This is a genomic window from Streptomyces sp. NPDC015131, assembly GCF_043079975.1.
Lineage (GTDB): Bacteria > Actinomycetota > Actinomycetes > Streptomycetales > Streptomycetaceae > Streptomyces.
The window spans coordinates 1,160,225-1,183,354 of the sequence record NZ_JBIBVB010000001.1 but is presented as its reverse complement, the minus strand read 5'-3'; the positions used below and the strand labels follow the sequence as shown (position 1 = coordinate 1,183,354).

Genomic DNA, 23,130 nt, shown 5'->3' with positions numbered 1-23,130 from the left:
GACGGGGACGGGGACCCGGACCCGGACCCGGACCCGGACGGGGACTCTGACCCGGCCCCGGACTCGGGTCCGAGCCGGGATCCGGATCCGGACTCGGATCCGAGCCGGCGCCCGGACCCGCGTCCGGACCCGGACGGGGACTCTGCGGCCCTGGCCCCGGACCCGGCCCTGCCCCCGGCCCCGGCCCCTGCCCCGGCGGCCAGTTCGGCGTCGAGGGCTCGCAGCCGGGCGCGTACGGGGGCGAGGCGAGCGGCCGGTACGGTCGCGGCCAGCGCCCGCCACACCTCCGGGTCGTCCTCGCCCCACGGGCTGTGCGCCCAGTCGGTGAGCAGCGCCGGGTCGCCGCGCGCGACGAGCGCGGCGCGCAGCTCGTCGGCGAGGCGGCGCCGCAGCCTCGCCACCGCCGGGGCGCGGGAGCCGGGCAGCAGCGGCCCGGCGTACCCGGACAGCGCCGCCGCGACCGACCCGGAGGCGAGCGCCCGCCGCACGGCGTCGAAGTCCGCGTCGACCGGGGCCGACAGCCGGTAGGGGCGGGAGAGCAGCGCGCCGGCGGGGAGGACGGCGCGGAGCCGGGACAGTTCGGCGCGCAGCGTCACGGGGGTGATCGTCTCGTCCTCGTAGAGGGCCGCCAGGAGTTCCTCGCCGCCCAGGCCCCGGGGGTGGTGGGCGAGCAGCACCAGGATCTCGCTGTGCCGGCGGCCGAGGACGGTGCGCCGCCCGCCGGCCATCAGGGCCGCCTCGTCCCGGCCGAGCGCCGCCAGCCGGGGCCGGTCGCCGGCCGGTGCGGGCGGCGCCAGCAGCGCGAGGTGCGACTCCGCCGCCCGGGCCACCGCCTGCACGAACGCCAGGCTGTGCGGGTGCGCCAGCCCCGGCCCGCCCGTGATGTCCACCGCGCCCAGGGGCCGCCCGGTGCGCGGATCGTGTACGGGCGCCGCCGCGCAGGTCCAGTTCTGCACCGGTCGCCGGAAGTGCTCGGCGGCGAAGACCTGGACGGGCCGGTCGACAGCGATCGCCGTCCCGGGGGCGTTGGTCCCGGCGACCGACTCGGCCCACCGGGCGCCCGGCACGAAGTTCATCCGGTCGGCGCGGCGCAGGGTCCCGGGGTGTCCCTCCACCCACAGCAGCCGCCCTTCCGCGTCGCAGACGGCGATCAGGTGCTCCCCGTCCGTGGCGTAGCCGCCCATCAGTTCCCTGACCACCGGCATCACGGCCGCCAGCGGGTGGGCCTCCCGGTACGCCTCCAGCTCGTGGTGGTCCAGCTCGACGGGCGCCGTCCCGTCCGGGCAGACCCGGGCGCGGGCCGAGCGCCGCCAGGACGCGGCCACCACGGGGCGGACCGCGGGGCGCGGCGCCCCGCCCCTCCCGCCGTCCGCGGTGAACGCCTCGTGCGCACCGCGCAGTGCCCGGTCCCGCTCCACGGGGTCGGCGCCCCGTTCCAGGGCCACCCAGGGGTCGTTCACGCCGCCCTCCCCGCCCGAGGTCCGCCCGAGGTCCGTCCGCGCCCGGTGCCATCGTCGTCCGGCGGGACGGCCGGCACAAGCGGGCCCCTGGAAGCGGCCGTCCGGGCGCCGGCCCGGTCAGCCGGTCAGCGGGCCGCTCACCAGGGTCTTCCAGGCGCCGCCGCGCACCACGTGCACGGTGAGCCGGCGGTTGACGGTGTCGCCGTACGCGTCGAAGGCGACGCGGCCGGTGAAGCCCTCGAAGTCCACGCCCGCCACGGCCTTCGCCATCCTGGACCGGGCGTCGGCGGGCAGGGTGCCGCCGTTCGCCTCGCGTACGGCCTTCACCGCCTCGATGATCGCCCAGGTGGCGTCGTAGGCGTAGGCGCCGTACGGCCCGGCGTCCTCCGGGTAGCCGGCGGCGCGGTACTGGGCGAGGAACTCCGGTCCGCGGGCGAGGTCTTCGGCGGGGGCGCCGATGGCGGTGGCGAGGTCGCCCTCCGCCCGGGCGTTGCTCTTGACGTACTGGAGGTCGTACAGGCCGTCGCCGCCCATCAGCGGGACGGCCGCGCCGGCCTCCTTGAGCTGCTGGGAGAGGGGCGCGGCGGTGGTGTAGTCGCCGCCGAGGTAGACGGCCCGGGCGCCCGAGGCGCGGATGCGGGCGACGAGGGTGGTGAAGTCGCGGTCCTGGGTGTCGATGTGTGCCGTGCCGGTGACGGTGCCGCCGAGTGCCCGGAACTCCTCGGTGAACCCGGTGGCCAGACCGGTGCCGTAGGTCGTCCGGTCGTCGATGACGAACACCTCGGTCCTTCCGGTCCGGTGGAGGTGGCGGGCGGCGTAGGGCCCCTGGTCCGTGTCCGTGGCCACGGTGCGGAAGTAGGTGTCGTACGGGCGGGACTTGGTGCCCTTCTCCCAGTCGGGGCCGTGTGTCAGGGCCGGGTTGGTGTTCGAGGGCGAGACGTTGACCAGTCCGGCCCGGCCGAGCGGGGCGGACATGGCGGCGCCGACGGACGAGGTGAGCGGTCCGACAACGCCGAGGACGCTGTCGTCCCCGGTGAACCGGGCGGCGTTGGCCTCCCCCTTGGCCGGCTCGGCCGCGTCGTCCAGCGCCTCGACACGGAAGGTGACTCCGGGCACGTGCCGGGTGCGGTTGGCGTTCCTGACCGCCAGGTCGGCGCCGTTCCTGACGCCCGTTCCGAGGTACGACAGGTCGCCGGTGAGCGGGGCGTCGACCCCGATGACGACCGTCGTGGCGGAGGACGCCGCGCCGCTGCGGCCCTTGGCCCCGCCGGGGGTGTCCCGGTTGAGCGACCAGGTGAGGACGCCCGCCACGGCCAGGGTGGCCAGGGTGACGCCCAGGACGGCGGACCGCCGGGTGAGGGCGCCCCGCCGCCGGCCGGTCGCGCCGGCGCCGCCGTGCCCGCCGGTTGCGCGGCCCGCGCCCAGCGACACCAGGGCGTCGTCGGCGGCCCGGTCGGGCGGGGGGCCGCCGCTCCCGTCGGCGGTGGGTGCGGTGGAGGCGTCCGCGGCGGTGGAGGCGTCCACGACGGTGGGGGTGGGGGTGACGGGCGGGTGGTGCGGGCGCGGCGGAGTGGACTCGGGGGCCGTCTCGGGTACGGGGGCGGGGGCCGTTTCCGGTAGGGGGCCGGGCTCGGGTACGGGGGCGGGCTCGGGTGCGGGGGCCCCGCCCGTACCGGCGTCGGCGTCGGTGTCCCGCAGGACGGGGGCCAGCAGGGCGGCGGCCTCGGCGGCCCCGGCGCGCCGAGCCGGGTCCTTCGTGAGGAGCGCGTCCAGTACGGGGGCCAGCGGGCCGGCCTCGACGGGGGGCCGGTGGGGGCGGGTGAAGACGGCGATGGCGAGCGCGTGCAGCCCGTCGGCGTCGAACGGCGGCCGCCCCTCGACGGCGTGGTACAGCGTGGCGCCCAGCGCCCACAGGTCGTTGGCCGGTGTGGGACGTTTGCCCTCCAGCTGCTCGGGGGGCATGTACTGCGGGGTGCCGATCACGATGCCGCTGTGGCTGAGCTTGGTCGTGGCGTCGGCGAGGTGGGCGATGCCGAAGTCGGTGAGGACGACGCGGTCCTTGGTCAGCAGGACGTTGTCGGGCTTGATGTCGCGGTGGACGATCCCCGCCTCGTGCGCCTCGGTGAGGGCGTCGAGCATGGCGGAGCCGATCTCGGCCACCCGGCGCACCGGCAGCCGGCCGTGCTCGCGGATCGCCGCGGCGAGGGACTGCCCGCGGACGAACTCCATGACGATGACGGGCGCGCCGTTGTGCTCCACGACGTCGTGGATGGTGATGATCCCGGGGTGGCTGAGGCTGACGGCCGCGCGGGCCTCACCGGTGAAGCGCCGCAGGAGCATGGTGCGGTCGGCGTCGTCCATCCCCGGGGGGAAGAGGATCTCCTTGATGGCGACCTCGCGCCCGAAGAGCTGCCGGTCGACACCGCGCCAGACCCGGCCCATGCCGCCCTGGCCGATCCGCTCGACGAGCTCGTAGCGCCCGGCGACGAGCCCGTGGTTCTCCTCTGTCACGCGCATACTCTAGGGCGCGTCCGGCCGATGATGTGACGATCGCGGATGCCGGTCCGGTCAGTCGCCGGCGACCACGGTGAAGCTCTCCGAGGCGCTGCCCTTCTCACCCCAGTCGGTGGTGACGTCGGCCTGCAGCCGGTAGCTGCCCACCTCGTCCAGGCTGTCGCCGAAGTTGAACAGCGTGACGCCCGGGGGTTCGCAGCGACCGCTCCTCTCCGTGTGGACGACGGTGCCGTCGCGGCTGAGGGTCCACTGGACGTAGCACCCCCGGTCGACCCTGCCGCCCGCGTCGTACACCTTGGTGTTGGCGCCCGGTGTGGCGCCCTGCCGGTAGGTGGCCGGACCGACCTGTCCGCGCTCGCCCAGGTCGATGGAGACGTTCAGCGGGCCCGAGTGGCCGTCGCCGCCACCGGTGTCGGCCGCCGCTTCGGGCTCTCGCGCCGGGGTGTTCGCCTCCGCGGGCTCCTCACGGGCCGGTGGTTCCTCCGGTGGCGGCTCGGGGGTGCCGTCGCTCCCTACCCCGGTGGGCACCTGCGGGGGTGTCGTCCCGGGTACGGCCGGGTCGGGCGCCGCCTGCGAGGGCGTGCCAGGGACGGCGTCCTGCTGCGCCCCAGGGGCGTCGGCCCGGTTCTGTGTGGCGAAGAAGGTGCTCCAGTACGGCGGGATGAGCCCGAACGCCGCGACCACGAGTCCCAGTACACCGACGACCATCATGGTGGTCGCCCAGTTCTTCCTGGTGGAATCCTCCGACGACATCCGGGCCCCCTCGCTCGCGCTCCCGCCGCGGGCCCCGCGTGGAAGCGGCACCGCGTCCCGATTCGCCACCCCTGCGACCGGGCGACCAGTTTAGGAAGGCTCGGGGGAAACCGGACGGGTTTCCCGGAAACGCGGGGCGGTCGCACTGCGGGGCCCGGGTGGGGGGCACAAAGGGGAAGGCCCCGCGGAACATCGGTTCCACGGGGCCTTCCTCGTAGCCTTCTCCCTGATGGCAGGTCAGGCGGGGCGGGCGCGGGTGAGCGCGGTCAGTCCCGCTTCCGCCGGCTCGCCGCGCAGCTCCGGCAGGGCCGCCAGGAGGCGGTCCGCGACCGGGGGCCCGAGCAGCAGCCGGTCCGGCGGGGGCGGCACGTTCTCCCCGTCGTACAGCACCGGTGAGTCCCACTCGCGCGGGTCACCGGCTCCCTTCCGGTCCACGACCACGGCACGGGTCGGGACCGGCAGGGCGGCGGCCGCGGCGAGGACGGCAGCCTCGACCGCGCCCGCCTGTTCCGGCGTGAGCCCGTCCAGCCACAGGGTCTGGATCTCGCAGCCGAGGGGCTCGTAGGCGTACTCGACGACCACGTCGACGTCGGCCGACAGCCACCAGTCGACGGTGAGGGAGGCGATCCGCAGGCCCAGCAGCCGGCCGAGCTCCTCCGGGCTCATCAGGACGTCGTCCCCCTCGACGTCGAGCACCACGGCAGCGCCCTTCCCCGGGTGTACGAGCCGAAGCCCGTACGCCGCGAACGCCTCCGCCTGCGCGGCGAGGACCGGCGTGGCCGCCGACTCGCGGTACCAGCGGATATATCCGTCCCGCATGTGCTGCTCCCCGGCCGTCGCGCGCCAACACTCGATCTGGCGTCGCCAGGAGGACTGCTCCCTCTTGTCACGGGCGATCCGCATGTCCGCGTCCAGGGTGCTCAGCCAGGTGCTCCGTCTCCGGGATCCTCGGGGCCCAGAGGAGGGTCTGGCCGGAGCCGTGCTGCCGGACCCTCCTCGCCGCAGTGCCTCAGTCCCCGATGAACAAGAGATAGCCCGAGCGGCGGATGGCCTCGTGTGCCTCCTCGATGACCCGGTGCACCACGGGTGGCTTCTCCTCCTCGGGAAGCTCCTCGAGCTCGACGACAAGGCGCTCCAGCTGCGGAGTATTGAACATGGTCAGGTCGTACGGCGAGATGCCGCGCCGCAGGCTGATGTCCGGCGCTCCCACACACAGCGCGAGGAAAGCGTCCTGCGCATCGTCGTCGAACTCCTCGACGACATCCTGCGCGCGGTTGAGTCGTCGCATGCTCAGGCCCATGCCGTTCTCTCCTCTCACTCTTCAGCTCGTCGGAACGATCGGATACATCGTGACCAGGTCGCCGTGCACGCTGACCACGATGGTGAGGCAGTGTGTCTCCCGCTCTCCACTGTCCCTGGACGACTTGCCGAACTTCTTCTTGGGGTCGAGGCAGACGCTCTTCTCACGGTAGGCGGAACCGCCGCTCGCGTGCTTCCATCCTCCCTGGTCACTGATCGCACCATGGAAGATGTCCTTCAGGTCCCCGAGTGTGAGGTCGGAGTTGAACAACCCCTTCTTGCCGGTGACCATCGCTCCTCCCTCGAAGTGGTGGTCCCGGAGGTTCCTCAGAGCGAGTGTGTCGAGGGCGACTTCGATGCCACCCTCGGGGAGGTTCTGGCCAGTGGGGATGAACTCGCAGTCGTCCCAGCCGTCCCAACCGTTCCAGCCGTCGAACCCTCCTCCGCCGGAAGCCGGTGCGGCCATGAAGGCGGCTCTCTGCACGGACCGGGACTTCGGCTTGGGCTTGGTGGGGCAGACGACGGACTTGGCCCGCTCGATGATCTTCTCGCCCTTGGCGACGAGCTTCCTCGCCTTCGCCGTCTTGTCGAGGAAGTCGTCGATCCCTGCGATGGCCTTCGCGATCTTCGGCAGCTTGCTGGCGATCTTGAGTGCCTTCACCGGGCCGAGGTTCTGGATGATGGCCCAGAGGCAGATGCCGATGTCCGGGTCGTCCCAGCACTCCTTGATGTCCTCGGCGAACATTTCGACGAGGAGTTCGCCTCCGTTCTCCTTCAGGTAGTCGAGAATGTCCTGCTGCGCCAGCGCCTTGGCCGCCTCGAACTCCGCGACACTGATACCGGCGGCTTCCAGAGCCTTGCGCTGTTCCTCCGTCAGGTCACCGCCGGACATGTTCTGTCCGCCTCGGGCGGCCTCCTCGCGCTCCTTGCGTTCCAGTTCGCGCTGGTACTCCTCCGCCTTCTTGGCGGCCTCGTCGGCCTCCTTGGCGTAGGTGCCGGCGTTCTTCGCGGCCGTCTCGGCGGAGGTGGCGTGCTTCTCCGCGGACTCGGCGAACGCGTTGGCGTCGGCGGCGTCCTTCTCCGCCTGGGTGGCAGCGCCCTGGGCGACGCTCGCCTCCTGCTCGGCGAGGTTCGCGGCGCTGTTGGCGGCGGCCGCGTGGTTCTCGGCCTCGGTGGCGGCGCCCCGGGCGCGGGCGGCCTCCGCCTCCGCCTGGGTGGCGGCGTTGCGGGCGGCTGCCGCGTCGGCGAACGCCTGGTTGGCGGCCGAGCGGGCGAGCCTGGCGTCGGCCTGGGCCTGGGCGTCGGCCTGGTTGGCGCGGGCGGCGGCGGCCCGGGCCTTGGCGCCGTCCTCGGCCGCCTGGGCGGCGGACTTCATCGCCGCCGCCGAGGAGCGGGCCGCGTCGGCGGAGGAACGGGCGGCGGCTGCCGCCGCCTTGAACGCCGGGGCGACCTGGGCGTTGGCCCGCTGGGCCGCGGCCTCGGCGGCCTCGGCGGCCTTGACGGCCTCCGCCGCGCGGGCCTCGGCCTTGGTGACCTCGGCCTGGCCGAGCGCCTGGGCGGCCTTGGCGACATCGGCGGCGAAATCGGCGTCGACGTCGGTGCCGGTGAACGGTGCGGTGAGCGCGATGGCGGTGTTCGCCGGCTCGGCGATTCCGGCCGCGGTGGTACGGGCCGACGTGGCGGCCTGGAGCGCGATCGTGGACTGGAGGCGGGCCATCGCCGCCTCGCGGGTGGCACCCTCGGCCTCGTCACGGGTCCGGTTGGCCGCCTGGAGCGCCTGGTTGGCGTGGACGGCGGCCAGGCCGGCCAGCCGGGACGCCTCGTGGGCCGCGATGCCCGCGCGGGCCTCCTGCGCGGTGGCCTCGGCCGCCTGGGCGTTGGCGCGCTGCGCGGCGGCGCGGGTGAGCGCGGCCTCGGCCTCGGCCCGGTTCGCCGCCGCGTTGGCGGCGAAGGCGGCTGCCTCGGCCTTGTTGGCGGCGGCGTTGGCGCGGGCCGCGTGCGCGGTGGCCTCGGCGGCCGCCGCCCGGGCGCGGGCCGCCGCTCCGGCCGCCTCGATGGCCGCCGAGCGGGAACGTACCGCCGCGGCCGACGCCTGGTCTGCCGCGCCCCGTGCCGTACCGGCCGCCGTGCCGGCGGCGTTGGCGGCGGAGCGTGCCTCGGTGGCCGCCGCGCGGGCGGTCTCGGCGTGCTCGGTGCCCGCGGCCTTGGCGGCCATCGCCTCGGTCGCCCGGGCCCTGGCGGCTTCGGCGTTGTGGACGCGTTCGGCCTCGACGGCCTGGTTGCGGGCGGTACGGGCCTTGGACTCCTCGCCCCGCGCCAGCTCGTCGGCCTTGGCGGCGATGCCCTCCTGGGCCTGCGCGGTGGCGCGCTTCTCGGCAGCTACGGCCGCCGCGGCCTGTGCGTCGGCGCGGTGGGCGGAGGCGGTACGGGCCTCGGCCTCGGCACGCGCGCGTGCGGCGGCCGCGATGTCCCGTTCCCGTTCGGCACGCGCGCGTGCGGCGGCGGCGAGGTCGCGCTCGCGTTCGGCGATCTTGCGCTGCTCGGCCGCGATCCTGGCCTGCCGTTCGGCCTCGATCCGCGCGTCGCGGGTCTTGCGGGCGTGCTCCCACGCCTCCTTCTCCGCCTGCTCGGCCGCGATGCGGGCCTGGCGGGACTTGGCCGCGGCGTCCGCCGCGATCCGCGCCTGCTTGGCCGCCGCGTCGGCGAGGCGGGCCGCCGCCTTGGCGTGCTCCTCGGCGTTGGCGCGCCACTTGGCGGCCTGCTGGGCGTGCAGCTCGGCCGCGTTCTTCGCGTTCAGCCCGGCCGCGTCGGCCGCCGTGGCGTCCACCGCGTGCCGTGCGGTCGCCGCGGCCTTCGCCGCCGCGTCCGCCGCGCCCGCGATGCCCAGGGCCACCTCGGACCACTGGACGCCGTGCTCCAGCCCGGTCCCGGTCAGGACGTCGGCCTGCACCTTGGCCTGGCCGGCCGCCACCTGGGCCGCCTTCGCGGCGCCTTCGGCGATGCCGACCTGGCGGGCGACCTCGGCCTTGACCGGGGCGTAGTCCGACAGGCGCTTGCCGGCCTTGTCGGCGGCGAGCATCCGGTCGGCCTCACGGGACTGGGCCGCAGCCGCGCTCATCGCGTTGGAGGCGGTCTTCAGGGCCTTGACCGCGTCCCCGTGGGCGGCGATCAGCTTGGTGCGGGCAGCGGCGGCGGTGGCCGCCTTCTCCGCCAGCACGCGCAGCCGCTCGGCCGCCTCCAGCGCCTCCTTCTGCGCCTTCTCGTGCGCCTCCCGGTCGTCCGCGTCCTTCTGCGCGGCGACCAGGTAGCCCTTCTCCAGGAACTCGGCGATCACCTTGTCGTCACCGCTGGCCAGCGCGGCCTGCGCGGTGCGCTTCACCTCGGGCCCGCCGACCGCGGCGAGCATCTCGACCCGCTTGCGGTTCTCCGCCGCGCGCTGCTGGTCGTTCTGCTCCGTGGCCTTGTCCCGCTGCCGGGCGATGTCGGCGCCGAAGGCGAGGAAGTCGGCCCGGTCCTGGGCGGTGCCCTTCAGGACCCGCTCGACCTCGGCGTTGAAGAACGGACCGCCCGTGCCGCGCAGCGCCTCGATCGTCGCGCGGTTGGCGACGTCGGCCGCGTCCCGCTTGTCCTTGGCGCGCTGCCTGGCCTCGGCTTCGCCGCGCTCCAGGAAGATGCGGATGGCGTCCGGGTCGGTGCTCTCCAGCGCCTTCCTGGCGGCCTCGCGGACCTCCTCCTCCTCGTCGAACTCCGCGAAGTCCTCGACCAGTTGCCGGTCCCGCTCGTCACTGATCCGGTCCAGCTCGGACCTGGCGGGCGGGGCCGGCGGGGCGGCCTCCGCCGCCCGGAGGGCGGCCAGGACGTCCGTACGGGTGACGGTGCCGGGGCCGGACGGTGTGGCGGCACCCGCCTCCCCGGCCATGCCGCCGAGAACGGCCAGCGCGAGGACGGTGGACACCGCCCTGCCCAGCAGACCGGATCTCCGGCCGCGGGTTCTTCCGGCTCGGTGCCGGAATCCTTCCCTCACGGGAAACTCCTTCGGTGAGTCGGCACACCGATGCGTCGGTGTGCCGTGGGTGGGGTGAGGCCCGGTCAGGGCGCCAGCGGTGTGACGACCTGCCAGGCGGCCATGCGGACCGGCTGTGCCTCGCCGGGGACGCCGCCGGGCAGCGGGAACGTGTAGTCCTTGCGGGCGTAGACGTCCTTCACCGCGGGCGCCAGCCAGTTGTCGGTGCTGCCCGCGGGCTGGCTGAAGGAGATGCCCTTGCGGGGGCCGATGGGGCCGATCTTCATCGGCTTGGCGCACCAGGTCGCACTGTTGCGGAAGGCGGTGCTGCGGTCGTCCGCGGCGATGTCGACCCGCAGGCCGTTCTTCTCCGCCTTGCCGCTGCGGAGGTAGTGGCCGGGCTTGCGCACGGACTCGAAGGAGTAGCAGCCGGGCCGGCTCGCGAGTGCGGGCACGATCACCCAGGTGGCGTCCTCGCGGTCCGCCTGGGAACCGGTGGACCTGGCCGCGTCGCTGAGCACGACCTTGCCCCCGTCCGCGGTGGACTGGCGGGCGTAGTCGCCGCCGCCGAACACCTTGAGGGACTGGCGCTTCAGGCGGTACTGGGTGTCGGCCTTCAGGAAGTGCGCCACGTCGTCGTCGCTGCCGGCCAGCGCCTTCTTGGCGGCGGCCACCAGGTGGGGGTTGACTCCGCCGTTCTCCGCGGCGGCCTGGATCTGCAGGGCGAGCTTGCGGTTCGCCTCGGCGATCTTCTTGCGCCGGTTCTCGTCGTCGCGCTTGTACGCGGCGTCGGCGCCGGTGTGGAGGTACGCCTTCCACACGGCCGGGTCGGTGCTGAGGGCGGCGCGCTGCGCCTCGGCGTACAGCTCGGTGCCGTGGAGGTCGGTGGCGGCCAGGCGCAGCAGCTCGCGGAGGAAGTTGTCGTCGCTCAGGGCGAGCATGGCCTCGGAGGGCGTGATGCGGAACAGGGCGGCGGTGTTCGTGCGGGCGGCGAGCTCCTTGCGGCGCTCGGCCTCCTTGCGGTCCCTCTCCGCCAGGTCCTCCAGCTCCTTGGCCACGTCCCGCTTGTGGGCCTCGCGGGCGCCGGTGGCGATGAATGCCTGCCAGTCCGCCGGTTCGCCGGCCAGCGCCTGGAGCGCGGCGGCCCGCACCTCGGGGCCGGACGCCTCGTGGCGCGCCACGGCGCGGACGAAGTTGTCGTCGGTGAGGGCGAGCAGCTCCGGGGTGGTGGGGATGCCGATGGCGAGGAGGACCTGGGACCTGGCCTCCCGGGCGGCCCGGGCGGCCTCGGCCTTGTCGCGCTCGCGCTGCTGGTCGAGCGCGTAGGCCTGGTGGACGCCGGTGACGATGAACCGGACGTGGTCGTCGGGGGCGGTGCTCGCCATCGCCTGTTCGGCGGCGGTACGGACGGAGTCGAGCTTCTCGCCCGCGGCGTCCGCCTTCTGCCAGAGGGCGTGGATGAAGTCGTAGTCGCTGAGCAGGAGCACCTCGGGGGTGGGGTCGAGCCGGACCACGGCGGCGGCTTCGACGCGCTCGACGTCGGTCGTGCCGATGCCCGCGGCACGGGCGGCACGGTCCGCCGGGCCCGCCCCGGGGCTCGCGGGGGTCTGGTCGGCGACCGCCATGGGCGCGGTGACACCGGTGACGGCCGCGAGGGCGGTGGCGGTCACCAGGCCCCGGGTCACGAGGGTGCGTATCCGCGCGGGGGTGGTGTGGTGTGCGTGCATGGTGATGTGAGGGCTCCCTCTGCCGCCGAGAGTGCCGGGCGGCTCGGCATGGGACTGGGCGTGCCACGGCGGCGCCCCCGGCGGGCGGGCCGGGACCGTGGCGGAGGAGTGCGCACACCCCTCCGGAGGACGGCAGGGCGGCGCCGCGGAATGGACGGGGGCGCTCAGCCGGAAAGCTCGGGCGCGCGCCTGCGGCTGTCGCTGCTGGAATGCTCGGGCGTACCCGCCATGACTCCCCCTGGGTGTACGTCATCCGTACGCTCGCGCGTACGTACGTACGGCAAAGATTGCGGTCACCCGGTCCGCCGGAGCACGCATGCCCGAACGGTCCCGTCCGGTGTGCCACATTTCCGAATGGTCGTCAGAACCCTAACCCGTGCATCAGGAAGCGATCAACGCGCTTTCACACACGCTGTTCCGGCACGAATTCGGCGCGGTCAGTTCCGTTTCTGGCAGAGCCGACAGGGCCGCGTATGGAGGTGCACATACGGAGGCCTACGCTTCCGCAGCACGACCGCTGACCGCTGACCGCTGACCGCTGACCGCTGACCGCTGACCGCTGACCGCTGACCGCCAAGTAAAGGGCCTGCCGGACAATGTTCGGCAGGCCCTTCACTGACCCTCGGGTACGGGAACCGCGGCGAACTCTCGGGAGAATCCGCCGCGGTTCCGAGGACCCAGTACCTGCTACTTCTTCGACAGCATGGAGATCCCACCCGAGGCCAGAGAGAACACCCTTACCAGCGCCTCTCGAACATCCGGGTCCCGATCGAGCCTCTCCCAAGAGGCGAGCCTGGTTGGATCAACATCGATCGTGGCCATTCCGCCGGCTTGTCCGTCATCCACCGCCGAGAACAGGAGGAGGCATCGGTAGGCTCGCATCAGTCCCCCCCTCTCCTCGCGCATCAATGGCTGGAGGAGAACATTTCCCTCCTTGACCTGGCTGCGGAGTGCCTCCACCGAGGTCCACCGCGTCGCCCAGCCCCGGCCCTCCGCCTCAAGCTGAACTTCGATCAGCGTGGGGAAGCCGATCTGGCACACACGGAAGTCGGCATCACTTGCACGAACGACAGACATCAGCGACTCAGTCCTCACCCAGAACGTCGATACGGATAGGCGTGTTCGGGTCAATACGCCCGTCCTTGATTCTCGCTCGAAGTTCGTCCCAGCGATGATGCCCGCCGAGGATCGTGCCTCCGCGTGAGACCGCGATGCCGTCCCCCTCCGCAGCATTGTTGATCGAGTCAAGAAGCTCCTGGTCGCTCAGCTCTTCGTGGAACCACTGCGACGCCGGGTCCCGGGTCGACTGTCCCTGGGTGTACTTCTGAGCGACGTCCCCGGCCGTCTCCTGTCGAATCGCCCACTGGCACGGTTGCGTGTTGTGCACGAGGACCGGCGTTCCGGCCGCCAGCACGTAATACGTGTGCAGGCCTTCGACCGTGAGGTTGTGCACCCGCATCGGCTGGGTCCACGACCTGACACCGACGAGCTCCTTGAGCTCACCCTCGGGGGTGCGCAGCAGGTCGCCCACCGAGAGGTACGCCGCGTCCACCCACTGGTGGCGGCTCACGACCCAGAACGGGTGTCCGTCGGTGGCGGTGATCGTTCCCGTGGCGTCGCCCGCACGGCCGTCGGTGTCGACGGTCAGCTCTCGCAGGTTCTTGCTTCCCTCGCCGGTGATCAGATGAGTGACGGCGCGACTCTCGGTCCTCCCGGTCTGCGGGTCGGTCGCCAGAACCCGATCCCCAACCCGGACGTCCTCGATGGGCTTGCGGGTGCCGTCGCCCAGCAACACCGGTGTGCCCGGCGCGAAGCTGTTCTTGGGCTTCCCTCCGGTCGGGCACGACGGCGGGTTCTTGCGAAGCTTCTCGAAGATTTCCTTGCTCTTGTCGACCAGCTTCTTCGCCTTGGCCGAACTGTCGAGGAAGTCGTCGAGCCCGCCAACGATCTTGACGAGTGCCTTGGTGATCGCCGGGGTCGCCTTGATGACCTGCAGGGCCTTGCCCCACGGCAGCGCGCCGACCACGGCCCAGAAGCAGCTTTCGAAGTTGCCTTCGGTGAAGCACTTCTTGATGTCCTCGAAGAGAAGGTCGACAACGATCTGCCCACCGTTCTCGATGAGGAAGTCCACGAGGTCCTTCTCTGCGAGCTTGCGGGCCTTCTCATACTCTTCCGGCGTGATGCCGGCGAGCCTCAGTGCTTCGATGGCAGACTCGGTGAGTTTGGGGGATTCGCCCTTCTGCTCGGCCGCCTTCGCCGCCGCCTCGCGGGCCTTGCGGTCCTGCTCCCGCTGGTACTCCTCCGCCTTCTTCGCGGCCTCGTCCGCCTCGCGGGCGTAGGTGTTGGCGTTCTTCGCCGCCGCCTCCGCCGACTTGGCGTGGCCCTCGGCCGACTCGGCGAACGCGTTGGCGTCGGCGGCGTCCTTCTCCGCCTGGGCGGCGGCGCCCCGGGCGACGCTCGCCTCCTGCTCGGCCAGGCTGGCCGCGCTGTTGGCGGCCACCGCGTGGCTGTCGGCCTCCGCCGCGGCGCCCCGGGCGCGGGCCGCCTCGGCCTCGGCCTGGTTGGCGGCGTTGCGGGCGGCGGTCGCGTCGGCGTACGCCTGGTTGGCGGCCGAGCGGGCGAGCTTCGCGTCGGCCTGCGCCTGGGCGTCGGCCTGGTGGGCGCGGGCGGCGGCGGCGCGGGCCTTGGCGCCCTCCGCGGCGGCCTGCGCGGCCGACTTCATCGCCGCGGCGGCGGACCGCGCGGCGTCGGCGGACGAACGCGCCGCGTCGGCGGCGGCCTTGAAGGCCGGGGCGACCTGGGCGTTGGCCCGCTTGGCGGCGGCCTCGGCGGCCTCGGCGGCCTTCACGGCCTCCGCCGCCTTCGCCTCCGCCGAGGCGACCTGCTCGGCACCCATCTGCTCGGCGGCGGCGGCGACCTCGGCGGCGAAGTCGGCGTCCACGTCCTTCCCGGCGAACGGTGCGGTGAGCGCGATCGCCGTGTTGGCCGGCTCGGCGATGCCGGCCGCGGTGCTGCGGGCGGCGGCGGCCGCGTTCACGGCGACGGTCGCCTGGACGCGTGCCATGGCCGCCTCGCGGACGGCGCCCTGGGCCTCCTCCTTGGTGCGGTTGGCGGCCTGGAGGGAGTTGTTGGCCTCCATCGCGGCCAGTCCGGCGAGCCGCGCGGACTCGTGCGCGGCGATACCGGCGCGCGCCTCCTGCGCGGTGGCCTCGGCGGCCTTCTCGTCGGCGCGCCGGGCGGCGGCACGCGTCAGGGCCGCCTCGGCCTCGGCCTTGTTCGCCGCGGCGTTCGCGGCGGACGCGGCGGCCTCGGCCTTGTTGGCCGCGGCGTTGGCCCGCGCGGCGTGCGCGGTGGCCTCGGCGGCGGCGGCCCGGGCCCGGGCGGCCGCGCCCGCGGCCTCCGTGGCGGCGGAACGCGCCCGTACGGCCGCGCCGCTCGCGGTGTCGGCGGCGCCCCGGGCCTGCTGGGCGGCGGCGCTCGCCGTGTCGGCGTCCGCGCGGGCCGCGTCGGCGGCGGCACGGGCCACGCCCGCGTCGACGGTGCCGCGGCCGGCGGCGGCGAGGGCCTCGGTGGCCTTGGCCCGCGCCTCCTTGGCCTGGTGGTTCTGTTCCGCCTTGAAGGCGGCGTCGCGGGCGTTGCGGGCGGTGGTCTCCTCGGCCCGCGCCCGGCGGTCGGCCTCGGAGGCGATGCCGTCCTGGTGGGCGGCGTCGGCACGCGCGGCGGCGGCCGTCGCGGCGGCGGCCTGGGCCTGTGCGCGGGCGGCGGAGGCGGTACGGGCCTCGGCCTCGGCACGCGCTCGTGCGGCGGCCGCGATGTCCCGTTCCCGCTCGGCACGCGCGCGTGCGGCGGCGGCGAGGTCGCGCTCCCGCTCGGCGATCTTGCGCTGCTCGGCCGCGATCTTGGCCTGCCGTTCCGCCTCGATCCGCGCGTCGCGGGTCTTGCGGGCGTGCTCCCACGCCTCCTTCTCCGCCTGCTCGGCGGCCACCCGGGCCTGCTTGGCCTTCTCGGCGGCGGTCGCGGCGACCTGGGCCTGCTTGGCGGCGGCGTCGGCGAGGCGGGCGGCGGCCTTGGCGTGCTCCTCGGCGTTGGCGCGCCACTTGGCGGCCTGCTGGGCGTGCAGCTCGGCCTGGTTCTTGGCGTTGAGCCCGGCGGCGTCGGCGGCAGTGGCGTCGACCGCGTGCCGTGCGGTCGCCGCGGCCTTCGCCGCCGCGTCCGCCGCGCCCGCGATGCCTGCGGCCACCTCGGACCACTGGACGCCATGCTCCAGCCCGGTGCCCACGAGGACATCGGCCTGAACCTTGGCCTGGGCGGCGGCGACCTGGGCGGCCCTGGCCGCGTCCTCCGCGTACCCGACCTGGCGTGCGACCTCGGTCTTGACCGCCGTGTAGTCCGACAGGCGCTTGCCGGCCCGGTCGGCCGCCAGCATCCGGTCCGCCTCGCGCGACGCCGAGGCGGCCGACGACATGGCGTTGGAGGCGGTCTTCAGCGCCTTGACCGCGTCGCCGTGCGCGGCGATCAGCTTGGTACGCGCCTCGGCGGCGACGGCGGCCTTGCGGGCCAGCTCCCGGAGGCGCTCGGCGGCCTCCTGGGCCTCCTTCTGCGCCTTCTCGTGCGCGGCCCGGTCGTCGGCGTCCTGCCGCGCGGCGACCTGGTAGCCCTTCTCCAGGAACTCCTCGATGACGGCGGCGTCCTTGGACTCCAGCGCCGCCAGCGCGGCCCGCTTGACCGCGGGCCCGCCCACCGAGGCCAGCATCTCGACGCGCTTGCGGTTCTCCTCCGCCCGCTTGGCGGCGTTCTGCCGGTCCGCCTCGTCGCGCTGCTTGGCGATGCCGGCGCCGAACGCCAGGAAGTCGGCCCGGTCCTGGGCGGTGCCCTTCAGGACCCGCTCGACCTCGGCGTTGAAGAACGGGCCGCCCGTGCCGCGCAGCGCCTCGATCTGCTGCCGGTTCGCCGTGTCGACGCCGGCGCGCTTGTCCTTGGCGCGCTGGCGCGCCTCGGCCTCGCCGCGCTCCAGGAAGATGCGGATGGCGTCCGGGTCGGTGCTCTCCAGCGCCTTCCTGGCGGCCTCGCGGACCTCTTCCTCCTCGTCGAACTCCGCGAAGTCCTCGACCAGTTGCCGGTCCCGCTCATCACTGATCCGGTCCAGCTCGGACCTGGCGGCAGGGGCCGGGGCTGGGTCGCTCTGCGGCTTCACCGCCGCCGCGAGCCGGTCCAGCGACTGGAGTGTCTGCGCCAGCGACGCCTGCTCGGTGCGTACGGAGGTCGCGGCGGCGGCCTCGCCGGTCACGGTGCCCAGCACCGCCACGGCGATCGCCGCGGACACGGCCTTCCGTATGTGCACGGCCACGCCTGCGCGCAGCCCTCCGGCTCTGGGCCGGAATCGTTCCCTCACGGGAATCCCCCTCGACGATCGGATGGAAAAACCCCGGCCCGGTCGGGGGGCGGGGTGGTCGGTGATCGGTGGCCGGCCATGGGCGGTCGGTGCCGGCAGCCAACGGTCGGCGGTCGGCGGTCGGTGTGAGTCCGGCAGGCCGGTGCGAGACCGGCGGACCGGTGTCCGTCCGCCGGTCCGCCGGTGTGCGCCGGGCTCGCCCCGGTCGCGGGCGGCCGTACGTCCCTGTCGCGCCCCCGTGCACGGGCGCCCCCGTCCCCGCCCCGGTCACGGGCGGGGACGGGCGTACGCCCCGGTTCAGCCGCGGGTGCGGTTCTCGCCGTCCTGGGCGCGGTCGAACATGGCCTGCCAGAACGCGGCCGCCTCGTCCGCCGCCGTACGCTCCCCGGACCACGCGGTCTCGTGGTCGTCCGCGGTGCCGGAGATGGCCTGCCAGAGGCGCTCGGCGGACTCGCGGGAGAGCTGGGCGACGATCCGCCAGTTCTCCGCCTGGGCGGCCGCGGCGGCCTGTTCGGCCTGCCAGGCGCGCTGTGCCGCTCCGGCGTGCTCGGACACCGCCTGCCAGGCGCGTTCCGCCTCCGCACGCGCGCGTGCGGCGTCCGCCGCGCCGGCCACCGCCGCCTCGGCCGCCGTGGCCTCGGCGATCAGGCGGGTCAGCGTGTGGTGGCGTACGGCCTCGGCGTCGGCCACCCGGGTGCGGTAGGCGGCCAGGTCCAGCGTGGCGCCGGTGGCCCAGCCGTAGCCGAAGAACTCCGCCACGTCGGCGTCCGTGGACCCCGCCCGCAGCGCCCACTGGGCGGCGACGCGCACCTGCTCGCCCGGGTCCTGGGCGCCGAGGGTGCGGACGAACTCGCGGTCGGCGGCGGCGACGTCCAGCCGCTGCTGCTCACCGGCCTCGCGGGCGGCGCGGTCGCGGCGCTGGGCCTCGGCGTAGCCGGTCGCGACGAACGCGGCCTGCTCGGCGACACTGCCCTTGAGGGCCCGGGTCGCGGCGGCCCGCACCTGCGGGGAGAACGCCGCCGTGTGGGTGGCGATCACCCGCTCGCAGAACGCCTTGTTGCGGGCGCGGGTGTCGCGGGCGCGCTGCTTGGCCCCGTCGAAGCCGCCGCCGGGGGCGAGCCACTCCAGGAGCGCCTGGTCCCCGCGCGTGCTGCGCAGGGCGTTCCAGGCCGAGGTCCGCACCTCGGCGGCGGGGTGGGTCTTCGCCATCGACGTCACCCGCTTGCGGGCCTCCTCGACGGCGGCGGCCAGCTCCGGCGACAGCGTCTGCTGCGCCCGACCGGCCGGTACGGCGGTGGCGGTGGCCGCCACCCGCTGCGGTACGGCGGCGGGGGCGCCGGCGCTCGCCCACGCCGGTACGCCGCCCGCGAGGGCGATCGCGCCGGCCAGCGCGCCGGCGGTCACCGCCCGCGCGCCTGTCCACTGACGACTCAACTCAGGGTCCCCCTCGGGTGAGAAAGTTCGGTGCACGGCCGCCGGGGCGGGGCCGTGCGCACGGCCCCGCCCCTTCGCGGCGTTCGACGGGCGCACCCGTGCGCGCCCGTCCGGCCGGTTCACGCGACCGGCCGGACCTGCCACAGCTGGGCGTCGGTGCGGTTGCAGGTGTACAGCTGGAGGTCGACGCCGTTGTCCTTCTTGCCGCTGGTCACGTCGACGCACTTCTCCGCGGTGTGCGCGGGCTGGAGCTCGTACAGCTTGCGCACGGGGTCGACCAGCATCATCCGCCAGCGCTGGTGGTTGCCCTGGCCGCAGGCGAACTGCTGGACGGCCGCGCCGTTGGCGACGCTCTGCGTCTGGATCTCCAGGCACTTGTCGCTCTTGACGTTGCGCAGTTCGAAGGTTCCGCCGGAGGTGGCGACGGCCTTCCACTTCTGCGAATCGGTGCCGTTGCAGTCGTACTGCTGGACGTTGATGCCGTCCGTGGTCTTGCCGCCCTCGATCTCCATGCACTTGCCGCTGTGGGCGGCGGTGAGGGTGATGGACTGCTGCGCCATCCGGAGGCGGGCGACGGCCTCCGCGCGGGCCGCCGCCGCGGCTGCCGCGGCCTGGCGGGCCGCTTCGGCGGCGTCGTCGGAGGCGGTGGGCTTGGTGGCGGCGGTTGCCGCCTTGGTGGGTTCTTCGTCGGCCTGGACGGCGGTGGCGGTGCCGGCGAGGACGGTGACGGCCGCGGCCGCGGTCAGGACGGCCCGGAGGGTCCGAGACATGTGGGGATCCGTTTCTCTCGCGTGTACGGGGCTCAGGCGGCCGTGACCGGGTGGACGCGCCACTGCTGGGCGGGCGTGCCGTTGCATGCCCACAGGCGGGTGGCCGCGCCGTCCGCGGTGCTCGCGGACTCGACGTCCACGCAGAGCCTGTCGGTGAGCGGGGCGTGCGCGGGCCGCAGCTCGTACGCCTCCTTGGCGATGTCGACCATCACCAGGCGCCAACGCTGGTTCTGCGCGCCGACGCACCACCACTGCTGGACGGGCGTGCCGCTCTTGGTGCCGGCGCTCTCGGCGTCGAGGCACTTGCCGCTGTGGCCGAAGCGCACCTCGAAGGTGCCGGCGCCGGTGGGCACCAGGTCGATGCGCTGGTTCTCGGCGTCCGCGACGCAGGTCGACTGGACGCTGTTGACGCCGTTGCGAAGGCTGGCGTTGGGCGTGGTGAGGCACTTGTCGCTGTGCACGGCCCTGAGCTGGACGGCCGCGGGCGCCGAGGCCGCGACCGCGGCGGCGCGGGCGTCGGCGGTGTCGACGGTGGACGTGACGGCGGTGGCGGCCGGGGCCGGCGCGGGGCGCGCCTCGTCGGCGACGGCGACGGTCACGGTGCCGGCGAGCGCGGCGACACCGGCCGCGACGGCCAGGGCGGATCGGACGATCCGGGACATGGGTGCTTCCGTTCTTCTCAAGTCTGAAGGGAGAGGGCGCGCGGGCGGGGTGGTCACCGCCCGCGCGGTCAGCGCGCGAGCGGGGTGACGATCTTCCAGGATGCGTCCTGGGCGAAGTCCTTCTCGACGTCGAAGCGGTTCTTGGCGGTCTTGTTGGCGACGTACAGGTCGCCGTAGTACTCGCGCAGGTAGCGGCCGGGCTGGGCGGACGACTCGAAGGAGGTGCCGGAGCCGCTCAGGCCCTTCTTGGCGCACCAGGTGGCGTCCTTGCGGAACTGCGTGCTGTTGTCGCTCGCGGCCATCTTGACCCGGAGGTCCTTGTGGGTGAGGTAGTGGCCGGCCTTGCGGGAGGACTCGAAGGAGTAGCAGCCCGGCTTGCCGTCGAGGGCGGGGACGACCACCCAGGTGCCGTCCTCGCGGTCGGTCTGCTTGGACGCGGTGGACAGGGGGGCGATGAACGCCTCCCCGGCGTCGGGCGCGGACTGGCGGACGTAGAAGCCCGCGGGCTTGCCGCTCGCCGGCTGGAACGACTGGCGCTTGGCCCGGTACTGGCTGTCGGCCTTGAGGAAGGTGGCGACGTCCTCGTCGGTGCCGGCCAGGGCCTTCTTCGCGGTGGCGACCAGGTGGGGGTTGACGCCGGTCTTCTCGGCGGCGGCCTGGATCTGGAGCGCGAGCCGGCGGTTGGCCTCGGCGATCTGCTTGCGGCGCGCCTCGTCGTCCTTCTTGTACGCCTCTTCGGCGCCGGTGTGGATGTACTGCTTCCACACGGCCGGGTCGGGGCTGAGGACGGCGCGCTGGGCCGCCGCGTACAGCTCGCTGCCCTTGGCGTCGGCGGGGGCGACGCGCAGCAGCTCGCGGATGAAGTTGTCGTCGCTGAGGGCGAGCATGGCCTCGGAGGGCGTGATGCGGAAGAGGGCGGCCGCGTTGGTGCGGGCGGCGAGTTCCTTGCGGCGCTCGGCCTCGGCGCGGTCCTTCTCCTCCAGCTCCTTCAGCTCGTTGGCGATGTCGCGCTGGTGGGCCTCGCGGGCGCCGTTGGCGATGAACTCCTGCCAGGCGGCCGGGTCCGCGGCGAGGGCCGCCGCGGCGGCGGTGCGGACCTCGGGCCCGGCGGCCTCGTGGCGCATCACGGCGCGGATGAAGTTGTCGTCGCTCAGGTCGAGCAGGTCGGGGCTGTTGGGGATGCCGATGGCGATGAGCGCCTGGGACTTGGCGAGCCGGGCGGCGCGCTCGGCGTCGGCCTTGTCCTTCTCGCGCTGCTTGTCGACGGCGTACGCCTCGTGGATGCCGGTGACGATGAACTGCACGTGGTCCTCGGCGAGTTCGCTCATCATGGCGGCCTCGGCGGCCTGCCGCACCGCGTCGAAGGTCTCCCCGCCGTCGCGGGCCTTCTGCCAGAGGGCGTGGATGAAGTCGTGGTCGCTGAGCAGCAGGACGTCCGGGCTCGGGTCCAGGCGCACCACGGCGGCGGCGTCGACCCGCTGGATGTCGGTGGTGCCGATGGAGGCCGCGGCGGCCGGGGCGGCCGGCGGGGCGGCGATGGCGGCCTGCGGCGCGGCCACGGCCGTCACGGAGGCGATCGCGGTGGCGGTCACCAGTCCGCGGGTGACGGCTCTCCGCACGCGGGCGGAGTTCGGGTTGCTCTTCTTCATGCTGTTCTCGGTCCCCCTGTCAGATCCCGCACGCGGTTCCCGATCGCGTGCCAGGTGGTCGGGGCGCAGTCTTGGAGATCACTCGGGGGGAGTCAAAGTGGAATTGACAGCTCCTGCATGGCTTTTGGCGGAGGTCGCGATTCCACGCATACCTTGCGGCCAACTTTTGGCGGAAAGCCGACTTGCGGGAACCATCGGAGAACTCACCAGTAGTGCGGAACTTTCCATTCCGAATGGTGGTGCCAACAGGTATGACGCCGCTGGGTCACCTCTCCGACACGCTTCCGCCCCAGACGGCACACGGCGCACGGGGCACGTAGGACGCGGCCGGATCACGATGGTCCACTTCCGTGAGGAAGGTGTGAGGGAAAAATGTGGGCCGGTACACATCAACCGGAGCACCCCTGCTGATGACTTATCATCCGCCGGTCCGGGGAGAGGGTCTGGCCCGGCAGGACCGGACGGGGCCAGAATGCCGCCATGACCGATTCCCCGGCCGCCCCCGCCGCCCCGGCCGTCCGTGTGGAACGCGACGGGCCCGTGACGACCGTGGTGCTCTCCCGGCCCGCCGCCCGCAACGCCGTGGACGGGCCCACCGCACGCCTCCTGGCCGCCGCGTTCCGGGAGTTCGAGGCGGACGACGACGCCTCGGTCGCCGTCCTGTGGGGCGAGGGCGGCACGTTCTGCGCGGGCGCCGACCTCAAGGCCGTCGGCACCGGGCACGGCAACCGCGTGGCACCCGACGGCGACGGGCCCATGGGGCCGACCCGGCTGCGGCTCACCAAGCCGGTCGTCGCGGCCGTCGCCGGGCACGCCGTGGCCGGCGGGCTGGAACTGGCGCTCTGGTGCGACCTCCGGGTGGTCGAGGAGGACGCGGTGTTCGGGGTGTTCTGCCGCCGGTGGGGAGTGCCGCTCATCGACGGCGGCACCTTCCGGCTGCCCCGGCTGATCGGCGAGAGCCGCGCCATGGACCTGGTCCTGACCGGCCGCCCGGTCCCGGCCTCCGAGGCGTACGCGATCGGGCTGGCCAACCGCCTTGTCCCGCCCGGCCGGGCCCGGCAGGCGGCGGAGGAGCTGGCCCGGGCGATCGCCGCCTTCCCGCAGACCTGCCTGCGCCACGACCGGCTCGCGGTACGGGAACAGCACGGCCTGCCGGAGCCCGAGGCCCTGGCGGCCGAGCTGCGGCACGGCATGGTCCCGCTGTCCGCCGGCGAGACCCTCACCGGCGCGGCACGCTTCGCCTCCGGGGCGGGGCGGCACGGCTCCTTCGACTGACCGCCCACGCGCGCGCGTACGACTGACCGCCCACGCGCGCGTGCCGGGGCTCTCGGCCCACGCGCGCGTGGCAGGGGCTTGTGACCCACGCGCGCGTGGCGCCCCTCTACGACTCCGTCCCCTTCCCGGGACCGTCCGGTTTCCGGGACCGGCCTGCCGGTGGGGCCATATCGTCGTCCCGACGGCACGACC

General features: G+C 74.2%; 13 protein-coding genes and 1 pseudogene. 1 reads left to right on the top strand and 13 read right to left on the bottom strand.

Annotated features, from left to right (window positions below; genetic code table 11):
* Positions 1-185 precede the first annotated feature (185 nt).
* The 13 genes and pseudogenes from ACF08D_RS04910 to ACF08D_RS04850 all read right to left on the bottom strand — a co-directional run.
* Positions 186-1,460 (bottom strand): annotated as a pseudogene (locus ACF08D_RS04910) (GAF domain-containing protein); the annotation flags it as partial.
* Between the two features lie 117 nt (positions 1,461-1,577).
* The gene (locus ACF08D_RS04905) at positions 1,578-3,971 is read right to left on the bottom strand and encodes a bifunctional serine/threonine-protein kinase/ABC transporter substrate-binding protein (protein ID WP_392221085.1); all 2,394 of its coding nucleotides are present in this window, start codon (positions 3,969-3,971) and stop codon (positions 1,578-1,580) included.
* Between the two features lie 57 nt (positions 3,972-4,028).
* A complete protein-coding gene (locus ACF08D_RS04900) occupies positions 4,029-4,727 on the bottom strand; it encodes a hypothetical protein (protein WP_392221084.1) in 699 nt (232 codons plus the stop codon).
* A 237-nt stretch (positions 4,728-4,964) separates the two neighbouring features.
* Positions 4,965-5,630, bottom strand: coding sequence for a hypothetical protein (locus ACF08D_RS04895; protein WP_392221083.1), 666 nt, complete (start codon positions 5,628-5,630; stop codon positions 4,965-4,967).
* 106 nt (positions 5,631-5,736) lie between these two features.
* Positions 5,737-6,027, bottom strand: coding sequence for a hypothetical protein (locus ACF08D_RS04890; protein WP_392221082.1), 291 nt, complete (start codon positions 6,025-6,027; stop codon positions 5,737-5,739).
* Between the two features lie 21 nt (positions 6,028-6,048).
* Positions 6,049-10,050 (bottom strand): hypothetical protein, encoded by a 4,002-nt coding sequence (locus ACF08D_RS04885; RefSeq protein ID WP_392221081.1) that lies wholly within the window; start codon positions 10,048-10,050, stop codon positions 6,049-6,051.
* A 65-nt stretch (positions 10,051-10,115) separates the two neighbouring features.
* The gene (locus tag ACF08D_RS04880) at positions 10,116-11,756 is read right to left on the bottom strand and encodes an AbfB domain-containing protein (protein WP_392221080.1); all 1,641 of its coding nucleotides are present in this window, start codon (positions 11,754-11,756) and stop codon (positions 10,116-10,118) included.
* A gap of 687 nt (positions 11,757-12,443) precedes the next feature.
* The gene (locus ACF08D_RS04875) at positions 12,444-12,833 is read right to left on the bottom strand and encodes a hypothetical protein (protein WP_392221079.1); all 390 of its coding nucleotides are present in this window, start codon (positions 12,831-12,833) and stop codon (positions 12,444-12,446) included.
* A 7-nt stretch (positions 12,834-12,840) separates the two neighbouring features.
* Positions 12,841-17,097 (bottom strand): polymorphic toxin-type HINT domain-containing protein, encoded by a 4,257-nt coding sequence (locus ACF08D_RS04870; protein WP_392221078.1) that lies wholly within the window; start codon positions 17,095-17,097, stop codon positions 12,841-12,843.
* A gap of 348 nt (positions 17,098-17,445) precedes the next feature.
* Positions 17,446-18,552, bottom strand: coding sequence for a hypothetical protein (locus ACF08D_RS04865; protein WP_392221077.1), 1,107 nt, complete (start codon positions 18,550-18,552; stop codon positions 17,446-17,448).
* A 149-nt stretch (positions 18,553-18,701) separates the two neighbouring features.
* A complete protein-coding gene (locus tag ACF08D_RS04860) occupies positions 18,702-19,352 on the bottom strand; it encodes an RICIN domain-containing protein (RefSeq protein WP_392221076.1) in 651 nt (216 codons plus the stop codon).
* Between the two features lie 32 nt (positions 19,353-19,384).
* Positions 19,385-20,014 (bottom strand): RICIN domain-containing protein, encoded by a 630-nt coding sequence (locus ACF08D_RS04855; RefSeq protein ID WP_392221075.1) that lies wholly within the window; start codon positions 20,012-20,014, stop codon positions 19,385-19,387.
* Positions 20,015-20,082: 68 nt separating this feature from the next.
* Entirely contained in the window at positions 20,083-21,663 is a 1,581-nt protein-coding gene (locus ACF08D_RS04850) for an AbfB domain-containing protein (RefSeq protein ID WP_392221074.1), read from the bottom strand.
* A gap of 480 nt (positions 21,664-22,143) precedes the next feature.
* Between ACF08D_RS04850 and ACF08D_RS04845 the strand changes: the two genes are divergently transcribed.
* Positions 22,144-22,938 (top strand): crotonase/enoyl-CoA hydratase family protein, encoded by a 795-nt coding sequence (locus tag ACF08D_RS04845; protein WP_392221073.1) that lies wholly within the window; start codon positions 22,144-22,146, stop codon positions 22,936-22,938.
* Positions 22,939-23,130 lie beyond the last annotated feature (192 nt).

What these genes read in the sequence shown, in the direction of transcription:
- ACF08D_RS04900 (WP_392221084.1), bottom strand. Translation starts at nt 4,727, where the DNA reads ATGTCGTCGGAGGATTCCACCAGGAAGAACTGGGCGACCACCATGATG.
- ACF08D_RS04875 (WP_392221079.1), bottom strand. Translation starts at nt 12,833, where the DNA reads ATGTCTGTCGTTCGTGCAAGTGATGCCGACTTCCGTGTGTGCCAGATC.
- ACF08D_RS04850 (WP_392221074.1), bottom strand. Translation starts at nt 21,663, where the DNA reads ATGAAGAAGAGCAACCCGAACTCCGCCCGCGTGCGGAGAGCCGTCACC.
- ACF08D_RS04880 (WP_392221080.1), bottom strand. Translation starts at nt 11,756, where the DNA reads ATGCACGCACACCACACCACCCCCGCGCGGATACGCACCCTCGTGACC.
- ACF08D_RS04845 (WP_392221073.1), top strand. Translation starts at nt 22,144, where the DNA reads ATGACCGATTCCCCGGCCGCCCCCGCCGCCCCGGCCGTCCGTGTGGAA.
- ACF08D_RS04890 (WP_392221082.1), bottom strand. Translation starts at nt 6,027, where the DNA reads ATGGGCCTGAGCATGCGACGACTCAACCGCGCGCAGGATGTCGTCGAG.
- ACF08D_RS04860 (WP_392221076.1), bottom strand. Translation starts at nt 19,352, where the DNA reads ATGTCTCGGACCCTCCGGGCCGTCCTGACCGCGGCCGCGGCCGTCACC.
- ACF08D_RS04855 (WP_392221075.1), bottom strand. Translation starts at nt 20,014, where the DNA reads ATGTCCCGGATCGTCCGATCCGCCCTGGCCGTCGCGGCCGGTGTCGCC.
- ACF08D_RS04895 (WP_392221083.1), bottom strand. Translation starts at nt 5,630, where the DNA reads ATGCGGATCGCCCGTGACAAGAGGGAGCAGTCCTCCTGGCGACGCCAG.